This window comes from Salmonella sp. SAL04213, from assembly GCF_046550535.1.
GTDB lineage: Bacteria > Pseudomonadota > Gammaproteobacteria > Enterobacterales > Enterobacteriaceae > Salmonella > Salmonella enterica.
On sequence record NZ_JBGDXS010000015.1, the window covers coordinates 14,118 to 35,643 of the forward strand.

21 protein-coding genes are annotated in these 21,526 nt (G+C 53.0%); 9 read left to right on the top strand and 12 right to left on the bottom strand.

Going from position 1 to position 21,526, the window contains the following annotated elements:
* The first annotated feature begins 5 nt into the window (after positions 1–5).
* A complete protein-coding gene (gene pmrD / locus ACLJPQ_RS21485) occupies positions 6–263 on the top strand; it encodes a signal transduction protein PmrD (RefSeq protein WP_000455132.1) in 258 nt (85 codons plus the stop codon).
* On the opposite strand, the gene arnF is transcribed toward pmrD, so the two are convergent.
* Genes arnF through arnB form a run of 7 tightly spaced genes read right to left on the bottom strand, consistent with a single transcriptional unit; the run spans position 258 to position 7,610 of the window.
* Positions 258–635 (bottom strand): 4-amino-4-deoxy-L-arabinose-phosphoundecaprenol flippase subunit ArnF, encoded by a 378-nt coding sequence (gene arnF, locus ACLJPQ_RS21490; protein WP_000538696.1) that lies wholly within the window; start codon positions 633–635, stop codon positions 258–260. The genes pmrD and arnF overlap by 6 nt on opposite strands.
* A complete protein-coding gene (gene arnE / locus ACLJPQ_RS21495; RefSeq protein ID WP_000580685.1) occupies positions 635–970 on the bottom strand; it encodes a 4-amino-4-deoxy-L-arabinose-phosphoundecaprenol flippase subunit ArnE in 336 nt (111 codons plus the stop codon). The genes arnF and arnE overlap by 1 nt, the downstream gene beginning before the upstream one ends.
* On the bottom strand, positions 967–2,613 hold the full coding sequence (gene arnT / locus ACLJPQ_RS21500; protein ID WP_080185196.1) for a lipid IV(A) 4-amino-4-deoxy-L-arabinosyltransferase: 1,647 nt from the start codon (positions 2,611–2,613) through the stop codon (positions 967–969). The genes arnE and arnT overlap by 4 nt, the downstream gene beginning before the upstream one ends.
* The gene (gene arnD, locus ACLJPQ_RS21505; RefSeq protein WP_000169766.1) at positions 2,610–3,509 is read right to left on the bottom strand and encodes a 4-deoxy-4-formamido-L-arabinose-phosphoundecaprenol deformylase; all 900 of its coding nucleotides are present in this window, start codon (positions 3,507–3,509) and stop codon (positions 2,610–2,612) included. Before arnD ends, arnT begins: the two co-directional genes overlap by 4 nt.
* The gene (gene arnA, locus ACLJPQ_RS21510; protein ID WP_021000543.1) at positions 3,506–5,488 is read right to left on the bottom strand and encodes a bifunctional UDP-4-amino-4-deoxy-L-arabinose formyltransferase/UDP-glucuronic acid oxidase ArnA; all 1,983 of its coding nucleotides are present in this window, start codon (positions 5,486–5,488) and stop codon (positions 3,506–3,508) included. Before arnA ends, arnD begins: the two co-directional genes overlap by 4 nt.
* On the bottom strand, positions 5,485–6,468 hold the full coding sequence (gene arnC, locus ACLJPQ_RS21515; protein ID WP_000458893.1) for an undecaprenyl-phosphate 4-deoxy-4-formamido-L-arabinose transferase: 984 nt from the start codon (positions 6,466–6,468) through the stop codon (positions 5,485–5,487). Before arnC ends, arnA begins: the two co-directional genes overlap by 4 nt.
* A 2-nt stretch (positions 6,469–6,470) precedes the next feature.
* Positions 6,471–7,610, bottom strand: a complete 1,140-nt coding sequence (gene arnB, locus ACLJPQ_RS21520; protein ID WP_138010044.1) for a UDP-4-amino-4-deoxy-L-arabinose aminotransferase — start codon at positions 7,608–7,610, stop codon at positions 6,471–6,473.
* Positions 7,611–7,908: 298 nt separating this feature from the next.
* Here arnB and pmrG point away from each other — a divergent pair, with 298 nt between their 5' ends.
* On the top strand, positions 7,909–8,514 hold the full coding sequence (gene pmrG, locus ACLJPQ_RS21525) for a lipopolysaccharide core heptose(II)-phosphate phosphatase PmrG (RefSeq protein ID WP_064035074.1): 606 nt from the start codon (positions 7,909–7,911) through the stop codon (positions 8,512–8,514).
* 44 nt (positions 8,515–8,558) lie between these two features.
* On the opposite strand, the gene nudI is transcribed toward pmrG, so the two are convergent.
* Complete coding sequence (nudI, locus tag ACLJPQ_RS21530) at positions 8,559–8,984, bottom strand: nucleoside triphosphatase NudI (RefSeq protein WP_001249902.1); 426 nt, start codon at positions 8,982–8,984, stop codon at positions 8,559–8,561.
* 278 nt (positions 8,985–9,262) lie between these two features.
* Here nudI and ACLJPQ_RS21535 point away from each other — a divergent pair, with 278 nt between their 5' ends.
* From ACLJPQ_RS21535 to ACLJPQ_RS21565, 7 genes are all read left to right on the top strand, one after another.
* Positions 9,263–9,805 (top strand): YfaZ family protein, encoded by a 543-nt coding sequence (locus ACLJPQ_RS21535; RefSeq protein ID WP_001670658.1) that lies wholly within the window; start codon positions 9,263–9,265, stop codon positions 9,803–9,805.
* A 114-nt stretch (positions 9,806–9,919) separates the two neighbouring features.
* The gene (locus tag ACLJPQ_RS21540; RefSeq protein WP_138010039.1) at positions 9,920–11,116 is read left to right on the top strand and encodes a nicotinamide mononucleotide deamidase-related protein YfaY; all 1,197 of its coding nucleotides are present in this window, start codon (positions 9,920–9,922) and stop codon (positions 11,114–11,116) included.
* A 249-nt stretch (positions 11,117–11,365) separates the two neighbouring features.
* A complete protein-coding gene (locus ACLJPQ_RS21545) occupies positions 11,366–12,148 on the top strand; it encodes an IclR family transcriptional regulator (RefSeq protein ID WP_000894173.1) in 783 nt (260 codons plus the stop codon).
* Between the two features lie 13 nt (positions 12,149–12,161).
* Positions 12,162–13,367, top strand: a complete 1,206-nt coding sequence (gene rhmD, locus ACLJPQ_RS21550; RefSeq protein WP_001530644.1) for an L-rhamnonate dehydratase — start codon at positions 12,162–12,164, stop codon at positions 13,365–13,367.
* Positions 13,368–13,422: 55 nt separating this feature from the next.
* The gene (locus tag ACLJPQ_RS21555) at positions 13,423–14,712 is read left to right on the top strand and encodes an MFS transporter (RefSeq protein ID WP_000028931.1); all 1,290 of its coding nucleotides are present in this window, start codon (positions 13,423–13,425) and stop codon (positions 14,710–14,712) included.
* A gap of 25 nt (positions 14,713–14,737) precedes the next feature.
* On the top strand, positions 14,738–15,541 hold the full coding sequence (gene yfaU, locus ACLJPQ_RS21560) for a 2-keto-3-deoxy-L-rhamnonate aldolase (RefSeq protein ID WP_000992941.1): 804 nt from the start codon (positions 14,738–14,740) through the stop codon (positions 15,539–15,541).
* Positions 15,542–15,546: 5 nt separating this feature from the next.
* Positions 15,547–15,723, top strand: coding sequence for a hypothetical protein (locus ACLJPQ_RS21565; RefSeq protein WP_001112765.1), 177 nt, complete (start codon positions 15,547–15,549; stop codon positions 15,721–15,723).
* A 233-nt stretch (positions 15,724–15,956) separates the two neighbouring features.
* Here ACLJPQ_RS21565 and sseL read toward each other — a convergent pair whose 3' ends face one another.
* The 4 genes from sseL to glpA form a co-directional block, all read right to left on the bottom strand.
* Complete coding sequence (gene sseL, locus ACLJPQ_RS21570; protein WP_080185163.1) at positions 15,957–16,979, bottom strand: SPI-2 type III secretion system effector deubiquitinase SseL; 1,023 nt, start codon at positions 16,977–16,979, stop codon at positions 15,957–15,959.
* A gap of 425 nt (positions 16,980–17,404) precedes the next feature.
* Positions 17,405–18,595, bottom strand: coding sequence for an anaerobic glycerol-3-phosphate dehydrogenase subunit GlpC (gene glpC, locus ACLJPQ_RS21575; protein ID WP_001285726.1), 1,191 nt, complete (start codon positions 18,593–18,595; stop codon positions 17,405–17,407).
* Positions 18,592–19,851 carry a glycerol-3-phosphate dehydrogenase subunit GlpB gene (gene glpB / locus ACLJPQ_RS21580; protein WP_000667152.1) on the bottom strand — a complete coding sequence of 420 codons (1,260 nt, stop codon included), beginning with the start codon at positions 19,849–19,851 and terminating at the stop codon, positions 18,592–18,594. Before glpB ends, glpC begins: the two co-directional genes overlap by 4 nt.
* A complete protein-coding gene (gene glpA / locus ACLJPQ_RS21585) occupies positions 19,841–21,469 on the bottom strand; it encodes an anaerobic glycerol-3-phosphate dehydrogenase subunit A (protein ID WP_000857205.1) in 1,629 nt (542 codons plus the stop codon). The genes glpB and glpA overlap by 11 nt, the downstream gene beginning before the upstream one ends.
* Positions 21,470–21,526: the final 57 nt, after the last annotated feature.

A 21,526-nucleotide genomic window follows, 5' to 3' on the forward strand; every position in this document is an offset into this window, starting at 1 on the left:
GCGCTATGGAATGGTTGGTTAAGAAATCGCATTATGTCAAAAAGAGGGCGTGCCATGTTCTGGTGCTGTGCGATAGCGGCGGTTCGCTAAAAATGATCGCCGAGGCGAATTCCATGATATTACTGAGTCCCGGCGATATCCTGTCGCCTTTACAGGATGCGCAGTATTGTATTAATCGGGAAAAACACCAGACCTTAAAAATCGTTGATGCACGCTGTTATTCCTGCGACGAATGGCAGCGGTTGACGCGCAAGCCATCATGATCTGGCGGGCAGAAAAATCAGCATTACCCCCGCCATAATACACAATACGCCGAGCATCGCTTTTAGGCTGAAGGCGCCTTGCAAACCGGGTAACAACATTGAGGCTACCCAGACAAGCACATAACTGAGACTCAGTAGCGCATAGGCTTTGCTGAGCGCGAGCGTGTGTAATGTTTTATGCCAGCAGAAGACGGAAACCAGATACCCCGCCAAACCGGCGAATAGCGCCAGGGTCGCGGCATTAAGAGCGCCCAGTCCGGAAATAAACGCCAGTGGATGCGCTATCGATGGCAGCCGCATCATGGCGAATCCCAGACTCAACTGGGCGAGGGAGGCAATCGCAACGCTTATCAGTCCCCACATTACGCCCATTATGCCGCACTCCCCAGAATGATAATGCCGCTGATAATCAATGCGACGCCCAACCAGTGGCGGGGCGGAACCTGTTCATGCCAGATTTTCCAGGCCGCCAGCGTGACCCAGACAAAATTCAGACTCAACATCGGGTAAGCAATTCCCACCGGCAGGGTTTGTAGCACCAGCAGCCACAGCACCATCGCTGCGCCCATGCATATCAGCGCCAGGCCCAGCCACAGCATCAGGTGACGGCGGCGTCCGCCCGCCGTCAATGGCCGTGTCGCTTGCTTCTGGCAGAGCTGACCGCCAACGCTGAGCAGACTGGCAAGCACCAGAACGACGCCGATCATTTAGGCCGATACTGAATTAACACCAGACGCCCCTGATAATCAATATTGTCCGCAGGGGGAAGGGAAAGAGCGCTGATGTCTTCATCTTTGGCTATTGAAAGTACTAGCGTAATAATGCCCTCCTGACGATGCTGGTTGAGCCAGGCGTTAAAATCGTCGGCTTTAACGAATTTATCCTGCACATCAGGATAGCTAAGACCATACCTGAGTTCGCCCGCGTGTCCGTAGAGCATAATATCGTCTCGTTTCAGACTCCAGGCCAGCCCGGCGGCGACGCCCACGTTGTCGGCAAGAATATAGCGGCTTGATGCCAAAGGCGCCTGGGTCATTTCGACAAAAAACTGTGGCTGTTTTGACTCCATCACCCTGTCGGGGATGGAAAAGCCGAACAGCAGCGCCAGTCCCAGCGGACAAAACGCGGGTAATAGGTATTTTTGGCTATGACAGAGGCTATACCAGCCCACAAACGCCCAAACAGTAAAGACGCCCCAGACGCAAAACACTTTATAGGTTTCGATATGCGTCCACACCGGCGATTTCAGCGGGCCCCATGAGGAGACGACAAACGCCGCGACGATCCCGATTATCCCGAACACCAGGTTGATCCCGCCGTTGACACGTAGCGCGGCGACGCCTTCTTTTACGTTATGCAGGACGAAGCGCGCCATGAGTATCGCTATCGGTGCGAAACAGGAAAGAACATAGGTGGGCAGTTTCCCTTTCGCAATGCTGAAAAAGAGAAGCGGCATGATCGTCCATCCGAGCAAATAGAATGCGCCTTTTCGCTCGCGCCAGCCTAGTTTAAGCGCGCCAGGCAGTAACCCCAGCCACGGTAAACTTCCCGCGAGCAGTACCGGCAGATAGTACCAGAAAGGGGCTTTATGCTGGGCATCGCTCATGGCGAATCGCTGGATATGCTCCACCCAGAAAAAGTAATGCCAGAAATCGGCTTCGCGTCGCGCAATGGCGATCGCCCAGGGAAGGACAACCACAAAGCAGCTCAAAACCGCCAGCCAGCCGTAAAGCAAAAAGTCCTTCCAGCGTTTCTGGACAATGACCCACGGCAGCACGCTCACTACCGGTACGGCCAGGGCGAGGAAGCCTTTAGTTAATACACCCAGACCGCAGGTTGCGCCCAGTAGCAAAAACATCCCAATCTTGCCCGTTCGGGTCGTGGCCTGCATCCCCTGCCAGAAACAACACATCCCGGCCGTAAGCCAAAGCGCGATCATCGGGTCGAGTACCGCATACGTCCCGATACTGTAAACGGCAAAGAGGGAGAGAAAGATAACGGAGGCAAGCAACGCGGTACGTTTATCCCGCCATAAGCGGAACGTCAGCCACGCCACCAGCGCTGCAGCCAGCAATGTCGTTAAAATAGCGCCAGCCCGCACGCCAAAATTGGTAGCGCCAAAAAGCCACTGACCCAGACTGTTTATCCAGTAACCGGCTATCGGTTTTTCAAAATAACGTAATCCCAGAAAATGCGGCACGATCCAGTCGCCAGACGCCAGCATCTCCCGACTTATTTCGGCATAGCGCGTTTCATCCGGCTGCCAGAGCAGGCGGCTATTGACAGGAATAACATAGTAGAGCGCGATAAATGCGGCGAAAGCCAGATAATAGCGTATCGATTTCATCATGAGGCGCTCGCTGCCTGTTGGCACCCCAGCCAACCTTCACGGCCAGGGATGTGCCCACGTACAATTTGCCCCAACGGCAGAGACTCAGGCGATGTCGGCAGCAGTTCGCCCAGAGGACAAAAGGTGATCCCCGCGTCACGTGCACGAACGAGCAAATCTTCAAACAGCGGCTGATGGACAATACCTTCGACTTCCGCATGGATGGTATATACCGGCGTGCCTTTGTCCTGCAACATACGGGAGATAATCCAGGTATTGAACGACTGCGCCTGAACGGCGGGGCCGATAACCTCATCCCACGTGGGTAAGGTGACCGGGATTTGCGGCGTCCCTGTCTGGCCCGGCATCAGTAGCGGACGGAATAAGGTGGTTCCACGGCAATCGCTGTTATACCGCAGGTTGAACGGCTCTTTCGCACGAACAACGCGCCCATCCGCTCGCCAGCCGGCCGCGGCTGAGCAGGTGACGGGTTTTCCGATAATGGCCTCAAGCGCCGTTATGCCGCGCGCGATATCTTCTTCAAGCTGGCGGATACTCCAGTGGCCGCTGTGAGTCTGCCACGCATGGTGATCCCAGGCATGTAGTCCCGTCTCATGGTATGTTGCCGTTTCACGAATAATCCCGGCATTGGCGTTGCCGATATTTTTTCCCGGCCAGGCGGTACCGGCCAGCAGGATATCCCAGCCGTAGAGCGAAGCGGCGTTTGAACGTAGCATTTTCCATAAAAATCGCGGTCTTATCAGACGCCAAAGATGACGTCCCATATTGTCCGGCCCGACGCTGAAGAAAAAGCTGGCCTGAACGCCGTGGCGATGCAATGTCGCCAGCAGCCGGGGAACACCTTCACGCGTTCCTCGCAAGGTATCAACATCAATGCGTAAACCGACTTTCGTCATGATGCGCGTTCCGCGACATCTACGCTGCGCAGGAAGAAGTCCAGCGTTTCTTCAACCGTATCACGCATCGCAATAGACGGTTCCCAGCCCAGACAGCGCCTGGCATTGTCGATACTGGGTTTCCGGTGTGCGACATCCTGATAACCCTTGCCGTAATAACTACGGCTTTCGACGACCTGGAAACCGGCAAACGGTGGGAAATGGCAGCGCAGTGGATGCTTGTCAAAACTATCGAGCAACAGCGTCGCCAGTTCCTGAATACTGGCTTCGTTGTCAGGGTTGCCGATATTAATGATTTTGCCATCGCACCGATCGCCCTCATTCACAATAATGCGGAATAATGCTTCGATCCCGTCACGAATATCGGTGAAACAGCGCTTCTGCTGACCGCCGTCGATAAGCTTGATCGGCGTCCCTTCTACCAGGTTCAGAATCAACTGCGTTATCGCGCGTGAACTGCCGATACGCGCCGCGTTCAGGCTATCCAGCCGCGGCCCCATCCAGTTAAAGGGACGGAAAAGCGTGAAGCGCAATCCCTCTTTTTCGCCATAAGCCCAAATCACCCGATCGAGAAGCTGTTTGGAAACGGAGTAAATCCAGCGTGGCTTATTCACCGGCCCGACGATCAGATTCGATTTGTCCTCGTCAAAAGAGGCGTCCGTACACATGCCGTACACTTCAGAGGTAGACGGGAAAACCACGCGTTTACGGTATTTCACGCAATAACGGATAATCCGCAGATTTTCTTCAAAATCAAGTTCAAAGACGCGCAGCGGGTTGCGGGTGTATTCAATCGGGGTAGCAATTGCTACCAGCGGCAGTACGACATCGCATTTTTTGACATGATATTCGATCCATTCTGAGTGGATGCTGATATCTCCCTCCACGAAATGAAATCGAGGGTGGAGCAGGAATCGGCTAATGGCGTTGCTGCCGATATCCATACCGTAGACCTCGTAATTCTCTTCATTCAGTAACCGTTCGGTCAAATGATTGCCGATAAAACCGTTGACGCCGAGGATGAGAACGCGAATGCGACGTTTACCGCTGGTCGCTGGTGGACGGTTCAAACGCGCGCCCGCCACCAGACCAAGCGTCTGTGCAAGCTGCGAGCCTTGTACAGTAATACCGTCTCCGGCCTGGCCGGTAATAATCTCCAGCGCGCCATCGGCGCAGGCGACCCGCAGCGGAGAGACCGAAATTACCGAGCCGGGAAGCGCGCCCTGCGCATCCGGACAAATTCGGGAAGACCAGATAGTGAATTTTTGCGAGCCGTTATAGCTGAACGCGCCGGGCCAGGGGGCGGCTACCGCCCGCACCAGGTTATGCACCGTGGAAACCGGTTTGTGCCAGTCGATAAGGCCATCTTCCGGCCTGCGGCGACCATAATACGTAGCGTCAGACTCACGCTGGGGAACAGAAGGTATATCGCCGCATTTCATGGTGGGCAGGATGCTATTAAGCAACTGGCGCGCGGCCTGGCATAGCTTATGATGCAGGGTAAGCGCAACATCGTCCTGCGCAATAGCAACGCGTTGACTGGCGACAATCTCTCCGGCGTCGGCACGTTTGACCATACGATGCAGCGTTACGCCCGTTTCGCTTTCGCCGTTAACCAGAACCCAGTTTAGCGGCGCACGGCCACGATAGGCAGGCAATAGAGAACCGTGCAGATTGAACGCGCCAGCCGGGGCGAGGTGCAGAATTTCTTCGCTTAACAGGTTGCGGTAATAGAACGAAAAAATAATATCCGGCGCAAGCTCAGCGATGCGGTCGACCCAGATAGGATGGTTTACGTTATCCGGTGCATAAACCGGAATCCCTAATTCTGCCGCCAGCCGGGAGACGGAGCCAAAAAAGGTGTTTTCCGCAGGATTGTCGGCATGAGTAAAAATCGCGGCAATCTCATACCCGGCATCCAGTACGGCCTGCACGCCCTGACATCCCATATCGTGATAGGCAAAAATAACGGCTTTCATTGGTGACTTTCCTCAGTAAACGGCGTGCTTTCCGGGTAGATAACTTGTTGAACAAAATAGCGGGGGCGGGCGCGGACATCGTTATAAATGCGACCGATGTATTCGCCCAGCAGTCCCATACCGATGAATTGCGCGCCGATGAAGGTAAACAGGACGGCAAAGAGCATAAATACGCCTTCCGCCGCCCACTGCGGCCCCAGCGCCAGGCGAAGTACAATAAGCAATACCGACAGGCTAAACCCGCCGATGGCGATAACGCTGCCCAGCAGACTCAACAGGCGCAGCGGCGTCGTCGTCAGGCAGGTCACCAGGTCATACATCAGGTTAATGAGACGCATAAAACTGTATTTAGAGTCGCCAAATTCACGTTCAGCGTGATGCACCGGGATCTCGGTAGCCCGACGAGCGAAAATGTTGGCCAGAATAGGGATAAAGGTGCTGCGTTCATGGCAGCGCAACATAGTATCGATAATAGGGCGGCGATAGGCGCGTAACATGCAGCCGTAATCGCCCATCGCTTTGCCCGTTGTGCGCTGGATCAGCAGATTAATGATTTTTGACGCCGATTTGCGAAACAGGCTGTCCTGTCGGTTCTGGCGCACGGTGCCTACCACATCGAACCCTTCATCGGCTTTCGCCACCAGACGTGGGATCTCTTCCGGCGGGTTTTGCAGATCGGCATCCAGCGTAATGATAAGATCGCCGCTTACATGGCTAAACCCCGCCATAATTGCTGCATGTTGACCGTAGTTACGGTTGAGTAAAATAGAGATGATATGGCTATCGGCCTCCTGGGACGCCTTAACCATCAGCTCCGCCGAGCTATCGCTGCTACCATCATCTATCAATAAAATCTCCCACGCTTTGCCCAGACTCTCGCAGGCGGTGGTGGTGCGTCTTATCAATTCCGGCAGGCTTTCCTGTTCGTTATAGACAGGAATAACCACCGAGACTTTTTTTATGGGGGCGGCGTCAAACATGCTTATTGTCCTGCTATCTGATGAAGGGCGGTAATGACCCGATCAAAGTCACTCTCGGTCATGTCCGGGAAGAGCGGCAGTGAGCAGATTCGCTCGCTGTTCCACTCGGTGTCAGGCAGCGTGAGCGTTGGGAAACGTTCGCGATAATATTTTTGCGTATGCGCGGCGCGGAAATGCAGCCCTGTGCCGATGCCTTTCGTTTTCAGCGATGCCATCAGAGCATCCCGGGTAATACCGCAGCGGGCTTCATCGACCCGGATAATGAATAAATGCCAGGCGTGAATATGTTCCCACGACGGAAGGCTCAGAGGCTGAAAAGGCAGGTCTGCCATTGCCTGGTGGTACTGCGCTGCGATGGCGGCGCGGCGAGCGTTAAGCGCATCCAGTTTCTGTAACTGAGCAAGCGCGATAGCGGCGTTGAGGTCGGGCAAATTATATTTGTAGCCCGGCGCCAGGACTTCCGCTTGTGGCGCGCGTCCCCCGCTCTGTCGATCCCAGGCATCAATGCCAAGCCCGTGAAACTTGAGACTGCGCAGTTTATCGGCGAATTGCGGGTTATCCGTGACGACGATACCGCCTTCAGCGCAGGTAATGTTCTTAATGGCGTGGAAGGAGAAAATCGCGGTGCCCCTGGCGCCAATGTGGCGACCTTTGTAGCTGGTTCCTGTCGCGTGCGCCGCGTCTTCAATCACTGGAATGCCATAACGCTCGCCAAGAGCGTAAATAGCGTCCAGATCGGCGGGCGCGCCAGCGTAGTGGACGGGAATAATTGCTTTGGTTTGTGGCGTAATCGCGGCTTCGATATGTTCAGGCGTGACCATCAGCGTATCGCGATCGACATCGACCATGACGGGGGTCGCGCCGAGTAAAACGATCATATTTAGCGTAGAAACCCACGTCATTGACGGTGTAATGACCTCGTCGCCTTCACCAATGCCCAGCGCCATCAACGCGATGTGCATACCGGCAGTGGCTGAACTGACGGCAACGGCATATTGATTGCCTGTTAGCCGACAAAACGCCGCTTCCAGTTCCTGATTTTTCGGGCCAGTTGTTATCCAACCTGAGTCCAGTACGGTCTTAACGGCAGCAAGCTCTTCCGCGCCCATCGCCGGACGGGAGAAAGGCAAAAAGTCCGACATCATTTTTCCTTCAGCCATTGAAAGCCGCTTTTCAAATATTTCGGCAATAGAAAAGGGCTTATTTTTTAACGCATTTAGCTGAACCCTACTGGATGAATATTAAATTAACATTAAGAAATTAAGGTGAAGTAAAAAGATAATTTTTAACGGAATTATGCTTTGCTTTCGCCGAAAGTTTAAGGCATTTTATGCATGCCCAAAAGCTGTTTTTATGTTTCTGGCCTGGTCTTCCGTTGCGGAATTTCATTTTAATCGTATTGCTATTAAGTTAGCTGCACTGTCTGCCTGAGAGGTTAATGTGCTGGCATTTACCCTACGCTTTATTAAAAACAAACGCTATCTCGCGACTCTGGCGGGGGCGTTGGTTATTATCGCCGGGTTGACCTCACAACATGCCTGGAGTGGTAACGGTCTACCGCAGATTAACGGTAAAGCGCTGGCGGCGCTGGCGAAGCAGCATCCGGTAGTCGTGTTATTCCGCCATGCCGAGCGGTGCGATCGTTCCGATAATACCTGCCTGTCAGACAGCACGGGGATTACGGTCAACGGTGCGCAAGATGCCAGAGCGCTGGGTAAAGCCTTCAGTGCTGATATACAAAATTACAATCTCTATTCCAGTAATACGGTGCGCACCATCCAGTCGGCAACCTGGTTTTCTGCGGGCAGGTCGCTTACGGTGGATAAAAAAATGATGGATTGCGGCAGCGGTATTTATGCTTCAATCAATACGTTACTGAAAAAGTCGCAGAATAAAAATATAGTCATTTTTACCCATAATCATTGTTTGACGTATATTGCAAAAAATAAGCGCGGCGTAAAGTTTGATCCGGACTATCTTAATGCGCTCGTTATGCATTCGGAAAACGGAAAACTCTTTTTAGATGGTGAATTTGTTCCCGGCTAGCCGCATGTTAAAAGCGTAAAGACAGCCTGAAGCGGCTGTCGTCATTATAATAACCCTTTCAATGCTAATGTGTGGCGTGTCGCTACATTCAAATCATACAGCGCCAGTTCTTCTGGCTTGACCCAGGCGTAGTCCTGAAATTCGTCGTTAATACATATATCGCGATTAGCGGAAACACAGTCGAAGATGAGATAAATCATATAAATCTCTTCTTGTCTGCCATCAGCGTAGGTTTTAACGCGGATATCGTCGCGGAAGGTCCACGGCGTAATATCGCTCAGAATCAGTTGTTCGCCGAGTTCCTCCCGAATCTCCCGACGCAGCGCCTCTTCAATGCGTTCGCCCGGCTCGACCCCGCCGCCCGACAGCGCCCACTGACCGGGAAAGACGCCGCGGTTGTCGGCCATTTTGCACAGCAGATAACAGCCATCATTTTGAATTAATGGGCAAACTATAGTTCGTTGACGCATAAGTCGCTTCCTTAAACCACCAGGTCATCAGCTTAACAAATCGTTCTGCGAAATTCTTTGTGAAAAATGGAAGCGATAACGCAGACTGCGTTTTTTGTTAATCCTGTTGATGCAGGCGTCGCCATGTGATGGCGCAATGATGCGGCATGGCGAAAGTAGTATTTCGTTACAATATGTTTTTGGAATGGTTTTTTAGTGCATTGATTCCTCAGCGTCTGGCAGTACAATTCTGCCGTTTTGGGGAGTTTTTCTTTATGTGCTTGCTGGAAAGGGTAAAAATGAAAAAAAGCATATTATTAGGTTTTGCCGGAATGCTGTTCGTTTCTGCATCGGCGCAGGCCATCAGTATTAGCGGCCAGGCGGGCGAAGATTACACCAACATTGGCGTGGGTTTTGGTACGGAATCGACGGGACTGGCGCTAAGCGGCAACTGGATGCACAACGATGATGATGGCGACGCTGCGGGCGTGGGTCTGGGGCTGAACATTCCGGTGGGACCGCTGCTGGCGACGGTAGGCGGTAAAGGTATTTATACCAATCCGAAAGACAGCGATGAAGGCTATGCGGCGGCTGTCGGCGGTGGGCTACAATGGAAAATCGGCAACAGCTTCCGTCTGTTCGGCGAGTATTATTATTCACCAGATTCGCTGTCCAGCGGTATCGACAGTTATGAAGAAGCGAATGCAGGCGCGCGTTTCACCATTATGCGCCCGCTGAGCATTGAAGCCGGTTATCGTTACCTGAACCTGGCGGGTAAAGACGGCAACCGCGATAATGCGATTGCTGACGGCCCTTATGTTGGCGTAAACGCCAGCTTTTGATGCTAACGGCGCGGCAATCGTCGCGCCATATTCCTCCTTTTCCCGTCATTCTTCTTTCCACGTCATATTCGTCTTTGCGTTATAGTGTTTTCATCATAAGAGCAGGAGAACACAATGCTAAATGTGGAAATGCTATCCACCGGGGATGAGGTGTTGCACGGACAAATCATTGACACCAATGCCGCCTGGCTGGCTGATTTTTTCTTTCATCAGGGCGTTCCGTTATCACGGCGAAATACGGTAGGCGATAATCTGGACAGTCTGGTCGCTATCTTGCGTGAACGCAGTCAACATGCTGATGTTTTGATTGTTAATGGCGGGTTAGGGCCGACCAGCGATGATTTAAGCGCGCTCGCCGCGGCAACGGCAAAAGGCGAAGGATTAGTACTGCACCAGGCGTGGCTGACCGAAATGGAACGTTACTTTCAGCAGCGTGGTCGCGTGATGGCGCCGAGCAACCGTAAACAGGCGGAACTGCCTGCCAGCGCGGAGTTTATTAATAATCCGGTCGGCACTGCCTGTGGATTTGCGCTCCAGCTCAACCGCTGCCTGATGTTTTTCACCCCCGGCGTACCGTCGGAATTTAAGGTTATGGTGGAGAAGGAAATCTTACCGCGGTTACGCGCGCGTTTTTCGCTGCCGGAGCCGCCGCTTTGCCTGCGGTTAACGACTTTTGGACGTTCAGAAAGCGACCTCGCGCAGCGTCTCGATTCACTGCCGTTGCCGCCCGGCGTGACGATGGGGTATCGCTCATCAATGCCGATCATTGAACTGAAGTTGACCGGCCCGGCGACGCAACGGGAGGCGATGCTGGCGTTATGGCCAGAGGTCAAACGGGTTGCCGGGCAGAGTCTGATTTTCGAAGGTACGGAGAATCTGCCGGCGCAAATAGCCCGCCGCCTGCAGGAAAGGCAGTTGAGTCTGACGTTGAGCGAGCAATACACCAGCGGTTTACTGGCGCTACAGCTTTCCCGCGCCGGGGCGCCTGTTCTTGCCAGCGAAGTCGTTCCTTCTCAGGAAGAGACGCTGGCGCAAACGGCGCACTGGACGACAGAACGGCGCAGCAATCATTATGCCGGTCTGGCGCTGGCCGTGTCGGGGCTGGAAAACGAACATCTTAATTTCGCGCTGGCGACGCCGGATGGCACGTATGCCTTACGCGTGCGTTTTAGCGCCAATCGGTATAGTCTGGCAATACGTCAGGAGGTCTGCGCGATGATGGCGCTAAATATGCTGCGCCGCTGGCTTAATGGCGAGGACATTATCAGCGAGCATGGCTGGATAGACGTGGTTGAATCATTGACATCATAATCCCTTTCTCTTATCTGCGATGGGAACGACATCGTGAGCCGGATAAGGCCGCTATGCCATTATCCGGCAATATTATCTGCTTTTTTGTCCAGCCAATTGTACTGAATACAAAGTAATACGTGCGTTAATTCACATTTATATGGTTAACCCTTCCACTCCGTTGGAAGGCGGATAAGCTTTGACGCGCTTCACAATTTTTTCCCTGCTGACCTTTCACACTGATTCCAGTGTCTCAGACTGGAGTCCAATATGTTGGAATCAAGTAAAGTCCCGGCTCTTACTCGCGCAATCGACATCCTCAATTTGATCGCGCGTATTGGCCCATGCAGCGCGGCAATCATTATTGAAACGTTGCGTATTCCAAAAAGCACCGCGTACCTGCTGTTGAATGAATTAAAACGTCAGCGATTTATTAGCCTCGATCATCAGGAGAACTACTGCCTGTGGACTAAGCTCGTTGAATTGTCGGGTCATGCGCTCAGCAAGATGGATCTGCGGGAGCTGGCGCGTCCTCGTCTAACACAACTGATGGATGAAACCGGGCTGCTGTGTCACTTGGGGATCATCGACCACGAAAATGCGTATTACATACTGAAAGTGGAATCCTCATCCACTATCAGCGTGCGCTCGCATGAGGGGAAAAGCCTCTCTCTTTATCGTTCCGGCATCGGCAAATGCCTGCTGGCATGGCAGCCGGCCGCCGTACGCAAAGCCATTATTGAAAAAATGGTATGGGAGCGAGCCACGCTGACCACCATCACCGAGCCGCAACAATTGAATGATGAGCTGGAACGCATTCGCCAGCGTGGATGGAGCTTTGATAACGGGGAGGATTATCCGGATGTCCGCTGCGTTGCCGCACCGGTATTTAATGCCAGAAACGAACTGACCGCGGCAATTTCAGTGGTCGGCACACGCCTGCAAATCAACGAAGAGAATCTTGATTATTTGGCCGGTAAAGCTATTGCCTGTGCCAAAGATATTTCACGCCTGTTGGGATGGAAAAGTCCCTTCGACTCACTCGCATCTTAAAATGGAGAATATTATGACTCTTCCTAAAATTAAACACGTTCGAGCCTGGTTTATTGGGGGCGCTACCGCAGAGAAAGGGGCTGGCGGCGGGGATTATCACGACCAGGGAGGAAATCACTGGATTGATGACCATATCGCCACTCCCATGAGCAAATATCGCGACTATGAGCAGTCTCGTCAGTCTTTTGGAATCAACGTGTTAGGGACGCTGATCGTCGAAGTAGAGGCGGAAAATGGGCAGACGGGGTTCGCCGTTTCGACAGCAGGGGAGATGGGCTGTTTTATCGTAGAAAAACATCTTAACCGGTTTATTGAAGGCAAATGCGTAAGCGATATCAAACTTATTCACGATCAGATGCTCGGCGCGACCATGTACTACTCCGGTTCCGGCGGTCTGGTGATGAACACGATTTCCTGTGTGGATCTGGCGTTGTGGGATCTGTTTGGCAAGGTGGTTGGGCTGCCGGTTTATAAATTGCTGGGCGGAGCGGTACGCGATGAAATTCAGTTTTACGCCACCGGCGCACGCCCGGATCTGGCTAAAGAAATGGGCTTTATCGGCGGTAAAATGCCGACTCACTGGGGGCCGCACGATGGTGATGCGGGGATCCGTAAAGATGCCGCGATGGTGGCGGATATGCGTGAAAAGTGCGGGCCGGATTTCTGGCTGATGCTCGACTGCTGGATGAGTCAGGATGTGAACTATGCGACTAAACTGGCTCACGCCTGTGCGCCATTTAATCTCAAATGGATTGAAGAGTGTCTGCCGCCGCAGCAGTATGAAGGCTATCGCGAATTAAAACGCAACGCGCCTGCAGGGATGATGGTTACCAGCGGCGAACACCATGGTACGCTGCAATCCTTCCGCACTCTGGCAGAAACCGGCATTGATATTATGCAGCCGGATGTTGGCTGGTGCGGCGGATTAACCACGCTGGTTGAGATCGCCGCGCTTGCCAAATCGCGCGGGCAACTGGTGGTGCCGCACGGTTCGTCTGTCTATTCGCACCATGCAGTTATTACTTTCACTAATACCCCTTTCAGCGAGTTCCTGATGACCAGCCCGGACTGCTCCACCCTGCGTCCGCAATTTGACCCGATTCTCCTGGATGAGCCGGTGCCGGTGAATGGGCGCATCCATAAATCAGTGCTGGATAAGCCGGGCTTCGGCGTCGAGCTTAACCGTGACTGTCACTTGAAACGCCCTTATAGCCACTAATAACTCGTGCGTTGCCTTTGTACGGCAACGCCCTCATCCTGTTGAGGATATTGCTATGAGCATCACTTTACTTGACGGCGTAGTGAAGAAAAACCGCGCACGTTTAATTCCTTTTATGTTGGCGCTGTATGTACTGGCGTTTCTGGATCGTTCAAATATTGGTTTTGCCAAAGAGACCTATCAGATAGATACCGGGCTAAGTAATGAAGCCTACGCGCTAGGGGCTGGTATTTTCTTTGTGGTTTACGCTTTCCTTGGCGTACCGGCTAACCTGCTGATGCGCAAATTTGGCGCAAGAACCTGGATCGGCACGACTACCCTGCTGTGGGGCTTTCTCTCTGCTGCGATGGCCTGGGCGGATAGTGAAGCAAAATTCCTGATAATCCGCACGCTATTAGGCGCGGCGGAGGCTGGATTTTTCCCCGGCATGATCTATCTAACTTCACAATGGTTCCCGCAGCGTAACCGTGCCAGCATTATGGGGCTATTTTATATGGGGGCGCCGCTGGCGTTAACGTTGGGTTCGCCGCTCTCCGGCGCTCTGCTGGAGATGCATGGTTTTATGGGGCACCCGGGATGGTTCTGGATGTTCGTTATCGAAGGCCTACTGGCGATTGGCGCAGGGATATTCACCTTTTTCTGGCTTGATGACACTCCGCAGCAGGCGCGTTTTCTTAGCCTGGAAGAAAAGAACGCGCTTATCAGGCAACTGGCGAGCGAAGAAGAGAAAAAGGTCACGTCAAGGCTTGCGGATGCGCTGCGTAATGGACGCGTCTGGCAACTGGCTATTATTTATCTGACGATTCAGGTGGCGGTATACGGACTCATCTTTTTCCTGCCGACCCAGGTTGCCGCGCTATTGGGCACTAAAGTGGGCTTTACCGCTTCGGTGGTAACAGCGGTTCCCTGGGTGGCGGCTTTGCTTGGCACATGGCTTATTCCTCGCTACTCCGACCGTACCGGCGATCGCCGTAACGTTGCGGCAGTGACGCTACTGGCTGCGGGCATTGGCATTGGCCTGTCAGGTCTGGTTTCTCCGGTGCTCGCTATTCTGGCGCTCTGTGTTGCAGCAGTAGGATTTATTGCCGTTCAGCCCGTATTCTGGACCATGCCGACGCAGCTACTTTCCGGTACGGCTCTGGCGGCAGGAATTGGTTTCGTTAATCTCTTTGGCGCTGTGGGCGGTTTTATTGCCCCAATTCTGCGCGTAAAAGCGGAAACGTTGTTTGCCAGCGATGCGGCGGGCCTGCTGACGCTGGCCGGAGTCGCCATCATTGGCTCATTAATTATCTTCACGCTGAGCGTTAATCGTCCGGTGGCGCAATCCGGCGCTGCGCATCATTAATCTTATCTACGTTGTAAGGATCGCTATGAACGCATTGTTATCAAATCCTTTTAAAGAAGGATTACGTAAAGGGGATACGCAAATTGGTTTGTGGCTCAGTTCAACCACCTCTTATATGGCGGAGATTGCGGCGACGTCGGGTTATGACTGGTTGTTAATAGATGGCGAGCACGCGCCTAATACGGTGCAGGACTTGTATCATCAGTTACAGGCCATCGCCCCATATGCCAGCCAGCCGGTGATTCGCCCGATCGAGGGAAGTAAAGCGCTCATTAAACAGGTACTGGACATCGGGGCGCAAACGCTACTGATCCCGATGGTTGACACCGCAGAACAGGCGCGCCAGGTCGTTTCCGCTACCCGATACCCGCCGTTGGGGCAACGAGGCGTTGGCGCGAGCGTGGCGCGTGCGGCGCGCTGGGGGAGAATCGACAACTATATGGCACAGGCCAATGAGTCGCTCTGCCTGTTGGTGCAGGTTGAAAGCAAAGTGGCGCTGGAAAACCTTGACGCGATTCTGGAGGTTGAAGGCATTGATGGCGTCTTTATCGGTCCGGCAGATCTCTCTGCTTCATTGGGTTACCCCGATAATGCCGGACACCCGGAAGTGCAGCGGATCATTGAAGCGTGTATTTATCGTATTCGCGCCGCCGGAAAAGCGGCGGGTTTTTTGGCGGTCGATCCGGCAATGGCGCAGAAATGTCTGGCGTGGGGCGCGAATTTTGTCGCGGTCGGGGTAGATACGATGCTCTACACCGAAGCGCTGGACAGCAGGTTGGCGATGTTTAAATCTGTTCAGTCAGTAAGCACGGCAAAACGTAGTTATTGAGAAAAATGCCGGATGGCACGTATGCCTTACGCGTGCGTTTTAGCGCCAATCGGTATAGTCTGGCAATACGTCAGGAGGTCTGCGCGATGATGGCGCTAAATATGCTGCGCCGCTGGCTTAATGGCGAGGACATTATCAGCGAGCATGGCTGGATAGACGTGGTTGAATCATTGACGGCATAGAACTTTTAGTGGGAAGGCCTGGCCTTCCCACCCTTATATACTTATAAATTCTTCGCAGAGCATCATTTCAGGATAAGAGCCTATCCCACCAGGCGTAATTGTTGAAGCCAGTTTGGGGCCAGCCAGCGCGCAGAAACCGGAGCGTACACGTAGTACGTGAGGATTTTGAGCACTGCCCGGTCCCAAAATGGCGAATAAAATAGCCTAATGGGATAGGCTCTAAGTACTCACCATTACTGGAGACTGTATTCATATATTTGTCGCCGGGTTTGGGTGTTAAATAGTGTTTGTTCCTCTACTGGAAGCGTTAAGAAATTTTCCGCAAATTCTCGTAGTGTGGTAACAGGATCGTTTTGTCCGGCATTCGATAAGAGTTGAATTGCATGGTAACAAAATAGACCACAGCCGTTGGGTACATTATTCTGTAAATTAATTTCGATAAAATTAACCTCATCGTTTTCTGATATACCTGCAATCTTTGCTGCTTCTATAATCTCTTGCTTAGTATTTTCATTTAAATCATGATAACTGTTAAATATGAGACATTTTATTTTTTCTGCAAGTTTATAAAATAAACAGAGAAGCCAGTGATCTCCTGTATTTATCAGAAAGATTTCATTTTCACATAATCCTGATTGAGCAATCTTTTCAAGTAGCTGAGTGCTTAATATATTTTCTTTGGTGGTAGGATGAATAAGCCCAATGGGATAGTTTACCGAGAGAAAAGGTGATTCTTGAACCAGACCTTGCGTTGCAGCTGCCAGCTCATCTGACGACATCATTCGCACACCACACCAAAGATTTTCAACTCCAACCTGTTCTTTATCTGTCTGAGCGAACTGGTTGCCCATAATTTTATGTGCTATTTCTATTTTTTTAGAAAGGTCGGTTGTCGCGGAACCGGCCATATAAAGTAATCTGGAAGGGGCATGTAGCTTTTTCCACTCAGTATTATTTTTTGTTATATCGTTATTGGCAATTTGATGTAATACAAGGCAAGCCTGATTGATTTTTTTATCTATATCTGGTGAGCCCGATCTTTTTCCGCTAAAGAGTTCAAAAAGAAATTTCTCAACTCTATGTCCCAGGTCATCGTTGCGTAACGCAAGATTGCATAACAGATCAATACAATTCTGATTACCATTCTCTACTTCGCCAATCAACAACGCAAGCGTCTCATCGCTCACCTCTCCTGCATATAAACTGTGAAATTGCGGTGTGCTCAATCGGTAAAGTGAATTTACACATATATTCATTTTGCTCTGTTTCCTGGTAGGTGAAAGTAGCGAATATGATGTAATTTATAATTATTTGTAAAAATATTATTGTTAGTGGGGGATATATTAAATCAGGCATAGACCTGATTTTCTTCTTATTCACATAACTCTCAATTATTATTGGAGATATTCAGTTATCCCCCTCTTTAAAGGAGACTGGTAACGCGTCGATACAAGAGATATTGCTCTATAAACAGTAACGTCGTTATCTGTCATGCCACCGTGGGTTAGCGGTCATGGTTAACCAAATAGGGCAGGTTATTGCAAAGAGACATCCGCGTTTATACCCAAAATAATCCGTAGCCAACACATAAGCAACTTGAAGTATGAAGGGTATATGTCTGATGGAAAATCGGTCCCGGTTAGTAGGGTAATGGCGCCGGAGGGGCTCCGGCGCTTTTTACTTAGCCGAGCGCCTGGGCCAGTAGCGTAATGGGGTGTTCGCAGCGTTTGCTTGTAGACATCTCAATTTGCCACTTACAGGTTTCACAATCGGTGACGACAATGTCGGCGCCGCTCTCTTCAATCTGGCGGAACAGCGGCGCGCCGATGGACTGTGATGTCGGATAGTTTTCCTTTTTAAATCCATACGTACCGGCAATGCCGCAGCACTGTGAATCAAGTACCGTCAATTCAAGCCCCGGAATTTGCCGCAATAATTCAAGCGTGTAAAGCGTCCAGCCCATTTTTTCCATATGACACGGCGTATGGTAGACCACTTTCAGCGGCAAAGGATTAAGCGGCAGCGTTTTCCCGGCATCCAGTTTGCGCCATAGCCAGCGGGTGGCCAGCTCGATATGTTCGCGCAGCCCGGCGTTGTCCACGTCCAGCACTTCAGGATATTCATCGCGCAACGCAAACGTACAGGTGGATGACGTGGCGATGACCGGAATACCTTTGACGGCAATCGCCTCGCGTAGCGACTCCACATTGCTGATAGCCTGTTTGCGAGCTTTATCCGTAAAACCGTTAGCGATCAGCGGTACGCCGCAACACTTCTCTTTACTCAGCAGCTGTACGCCGGTACCCATTGCGTTCAGCACCTTAATCAGATCTTTTCCGAGCTGCGGATGGTTGTAATTCACAAAACAGCCATGGAAAAAGGCGACCTGATCTTTGTATTTAGCCTGCTGCGCCGCCACGCTACGATACCAGCGGCGGAAGGTGCCGAAAGAGTATTTTGGTAAGGTGCGGCGATGATCGATTTTGAGCGCGTAATCAAGCAACTGGCGCACTGGCTTTAATGCGGTGGCGGTATTGACCACCGGCGCGAACGGCGTTGAAACGCTGCCCATCAGATCGGTATGGCTGAGAATAAAGTTACGCAATGACGGGCGCGTCGTATCGTATTTCGCGCGGGCGCGCTGGATGATATCGCCAATCTTCACGTCCGACGGACAGGCGACCTCACACCGTTTGCAGTTAATGCAATATTTCAGCGCCTCATCATACAGCGCGCCGTCTTTCAGACGCAGGCGTTCGCCATCCGGTCCGGCCTGTTTAGGGCCAGGGTAGCCAGGATTAACGCGGCTGACCGGGCACGCGGTGGTGCACACCGTACATTTAATACAACTTTCAAAACGTGTGTCGCTCATTGCTGTTCTCCTGCACGCTCAGCGATATGGTGCGCGGCCTGGAGGGCGCTGACTGCGCAGACGCCGCCGCCGCATCCCTCAGCTATAGGATCGAATCCCGCCAGCACAGAACCTATTGCATACAGATTTTCTACCGTGTTGCCCGCAAGGGAGGGGCGGAAAGCGTCATCCGTCACGACGCCAAACTGCTGCCAGGGCTGTGGGTCGAAGAAATGTTGTTGATACCATTCGGCGCGGGTGGCCGTTTGCTGTACGTCGAGCCCTAAAATAGGTTCGCGGATCCCTTCGCGCTCGGCAACCAGACCGCTACTAAAGAAGCTACCGCTGGCAAGTACGGCAAAACGCGGGCGCAGTGGGATATCGGCATGGTTGCGGGTCCATATTTCGCTCACGGTACCGCGACGGCAGGTGACTTTCTTCACTTCATCGCCCGGCATCCAGATGCCGCCCTGACGGACAAACTGGCGCTGGAGCTGATTGTGCAGACGAATACCGAGCACCGATGGCGGCAGCGTCGGCAGCAGCGTGAGCGCGCAGGGCAGACGTTCGTTAAGCCAGCGCCACAGCGTATCGTTCGCCAGCCCGAAACAGGCGGGCATGATGATCATGTCGCAGTTTGTCGCTATTGGCGACAGCGCGTCGTACAACAGTGGCCATTTTTCTTCGTTATCAAGCAGACGCGCAATATTGACCGCGCGAAATTCCGTCGGGTTATCACGCAGTACGTCCAGTTCCGGAAGGTCGATTTCTGCGGTTTCCACGTTGAGGTCGCGTTGGCGCAGCGACGCTGCCGCAAGGTGCGCCTGGAAATCCAGTAATCCGCTAACGCCGACGACGCAAATTCGCTGTGCGGATAACGGCCAGACCGGTACTTCCGGCGAGCTAAGCCAGGTTGAACGCAATGTGCCAAGCGGCGTGACACGCTGGTGCGCCTGCTGTACGTCGCCGTATAACTGCGCGCCGCTGGCGTTAAGTAGCGTTTGCGCCTGTTGCGCCAGCGTAAGGACTTTTTGCGCGCCTAAACGCGAATAAGGATGTTCAGGCGCCTGGCGGCGCAGCGCATCAAGCCCGGCGGTAATGTCGGTCACCGGTTGGCCGTCGGGCAGGGCGCTGAGTAGATCCAGCGAGCCGGAGGAAAAATGCAGCGCGCTTTGTCCGCGGGTGACGATGGCGCAGCGTAATCCATGCTGCTGGAGCTGCAGTCCGCATAGCAAACCGGCGAGACCGCCGCCCATAATAACCGTATCAAATTTCATCCTGGTGCTCCTTCTCCAGACCGCATAATCCCTGATAAACCCAGCGCGTGAATTCGCTTTCGCGTAGCGCGTCTCCCCAGGCGACAGGTTGTACGCCTTTCCAGCGCTCATTCAGAAATTCAGAGAGTTGCGTAATAGATTGCGCCGCGGTCGTCACATTAAAACGCTGCAATAGCCCGGCCGCGCGGCAGGCGCACAGTTCGCCCTGGCAAGTGCCCATCCCTACGCGGGTGCGACGGCGCAGATCCAGCAGGCTGTTCACGGTTAAGTTTTCGACGGCATACTGCACTTCCCCCGCCGTGACGGCCTCGCATTCACAGACCAGGCTACGGTGTTGGCGGCCTTCACTCAGCCACCCCGGCGTGCGATCGCCATGCCGATAAACCGCCGATCCGCGTAGCGGCGCGGGAAGCGAGATAATGCGTTTCAGCGTATGTTCCGTAGACTCTTTTGAGCCAGGCAACGGCGTATCCGCCGTGATGCAGGGGCGAGTATTGCCCAACTTGCGGCACACGGCGTCGGTCGCCCATTCCGCCATCAGGCGGTAAGTCATTAGCTTCCCGCCGGTAATGGTAATGAAGCCATCAAGCCCGTCGCGTTCGGCGTGGTCGAACAACACAATACCGCGGCTGACGTTACGACCGCTGGGATCGTCATCGCTGGCCACCAGCGGGCGGACGCCGGAATACGCGCGCAGAATACGCGTCTTCGCCATGACAGGGGCCAGTTTTTCCCCTTCACGCAGCAGGATATCGACTTCATCTGCGGTGACGCGGTTGCTGTCTATCTCATTGTAATCAATATGGGTAGAGGTGGTGCCGATCAGTGAAATCGTATCGCCAGGTACCAGAATGTCGGCATCCGATGGTTTCCGGCAGCGGTTAATGACATGCTGGTTGATCCGATGGTCCATGATCAATAGCGAGCCTTTCGCCGGGAACATGCGAATACTCAGGTCGGCGTATTCGGCGATCCGTTGCCCCCAGATACCTGCCGCATTGACCACCACCGGCGCGTGAAGCGTCTGGGTTTCGCCAGTGAGATGGTTGCGCACATGGACGCCGCAGACCGTTGCGCCTTCACGAATGAGCCCGGTCACTTCATGCGCCGTTAACACGATTGCGCCATGTTCTCTGGCATCCAGCATATTGGCGGCGGTAAGGCGGAAAGGGTCCACGGTGCCATCCGGCACTTTTACCGCACCGATGAGCGCAGGGTTAACGGAAGGTTCGATGATGCGAGCCTGCTGCGGATCGATGGCTTCAGCGCGAATGCCTGCCGCTTCACAGGCGCGAATAAAGGTGGCCTGAAACGCAAGATCATCTTCCGGCAACGTAATAAACAGACCATCCGTCGGTTCGACGCAATGGCGGGCGATCCGTTTTAAAATCTGGTTTTCACTAATGCACTCGCGCGCGGATTCCGCGTCGGTAACCGCATAACGAGCGCCGCTGTGCAGCAGCCCGTGGTTACGCCCGGTTGCGCCGGTCGCTATATCATGCCGCTCCACCAGAATGACACGTAAACCGCGCAGCGCGCAGTCGCGGGCGATCCCTGCGCCTGTTGCTCCACCGCCAATGATAATCACGTCACTTGCTTGCGAGTCGCGAGTTTTCATTGTTTTTCCTCACAGTTCGTTTTTTATCATTTAGCCATACAAATCATATGGAATGTT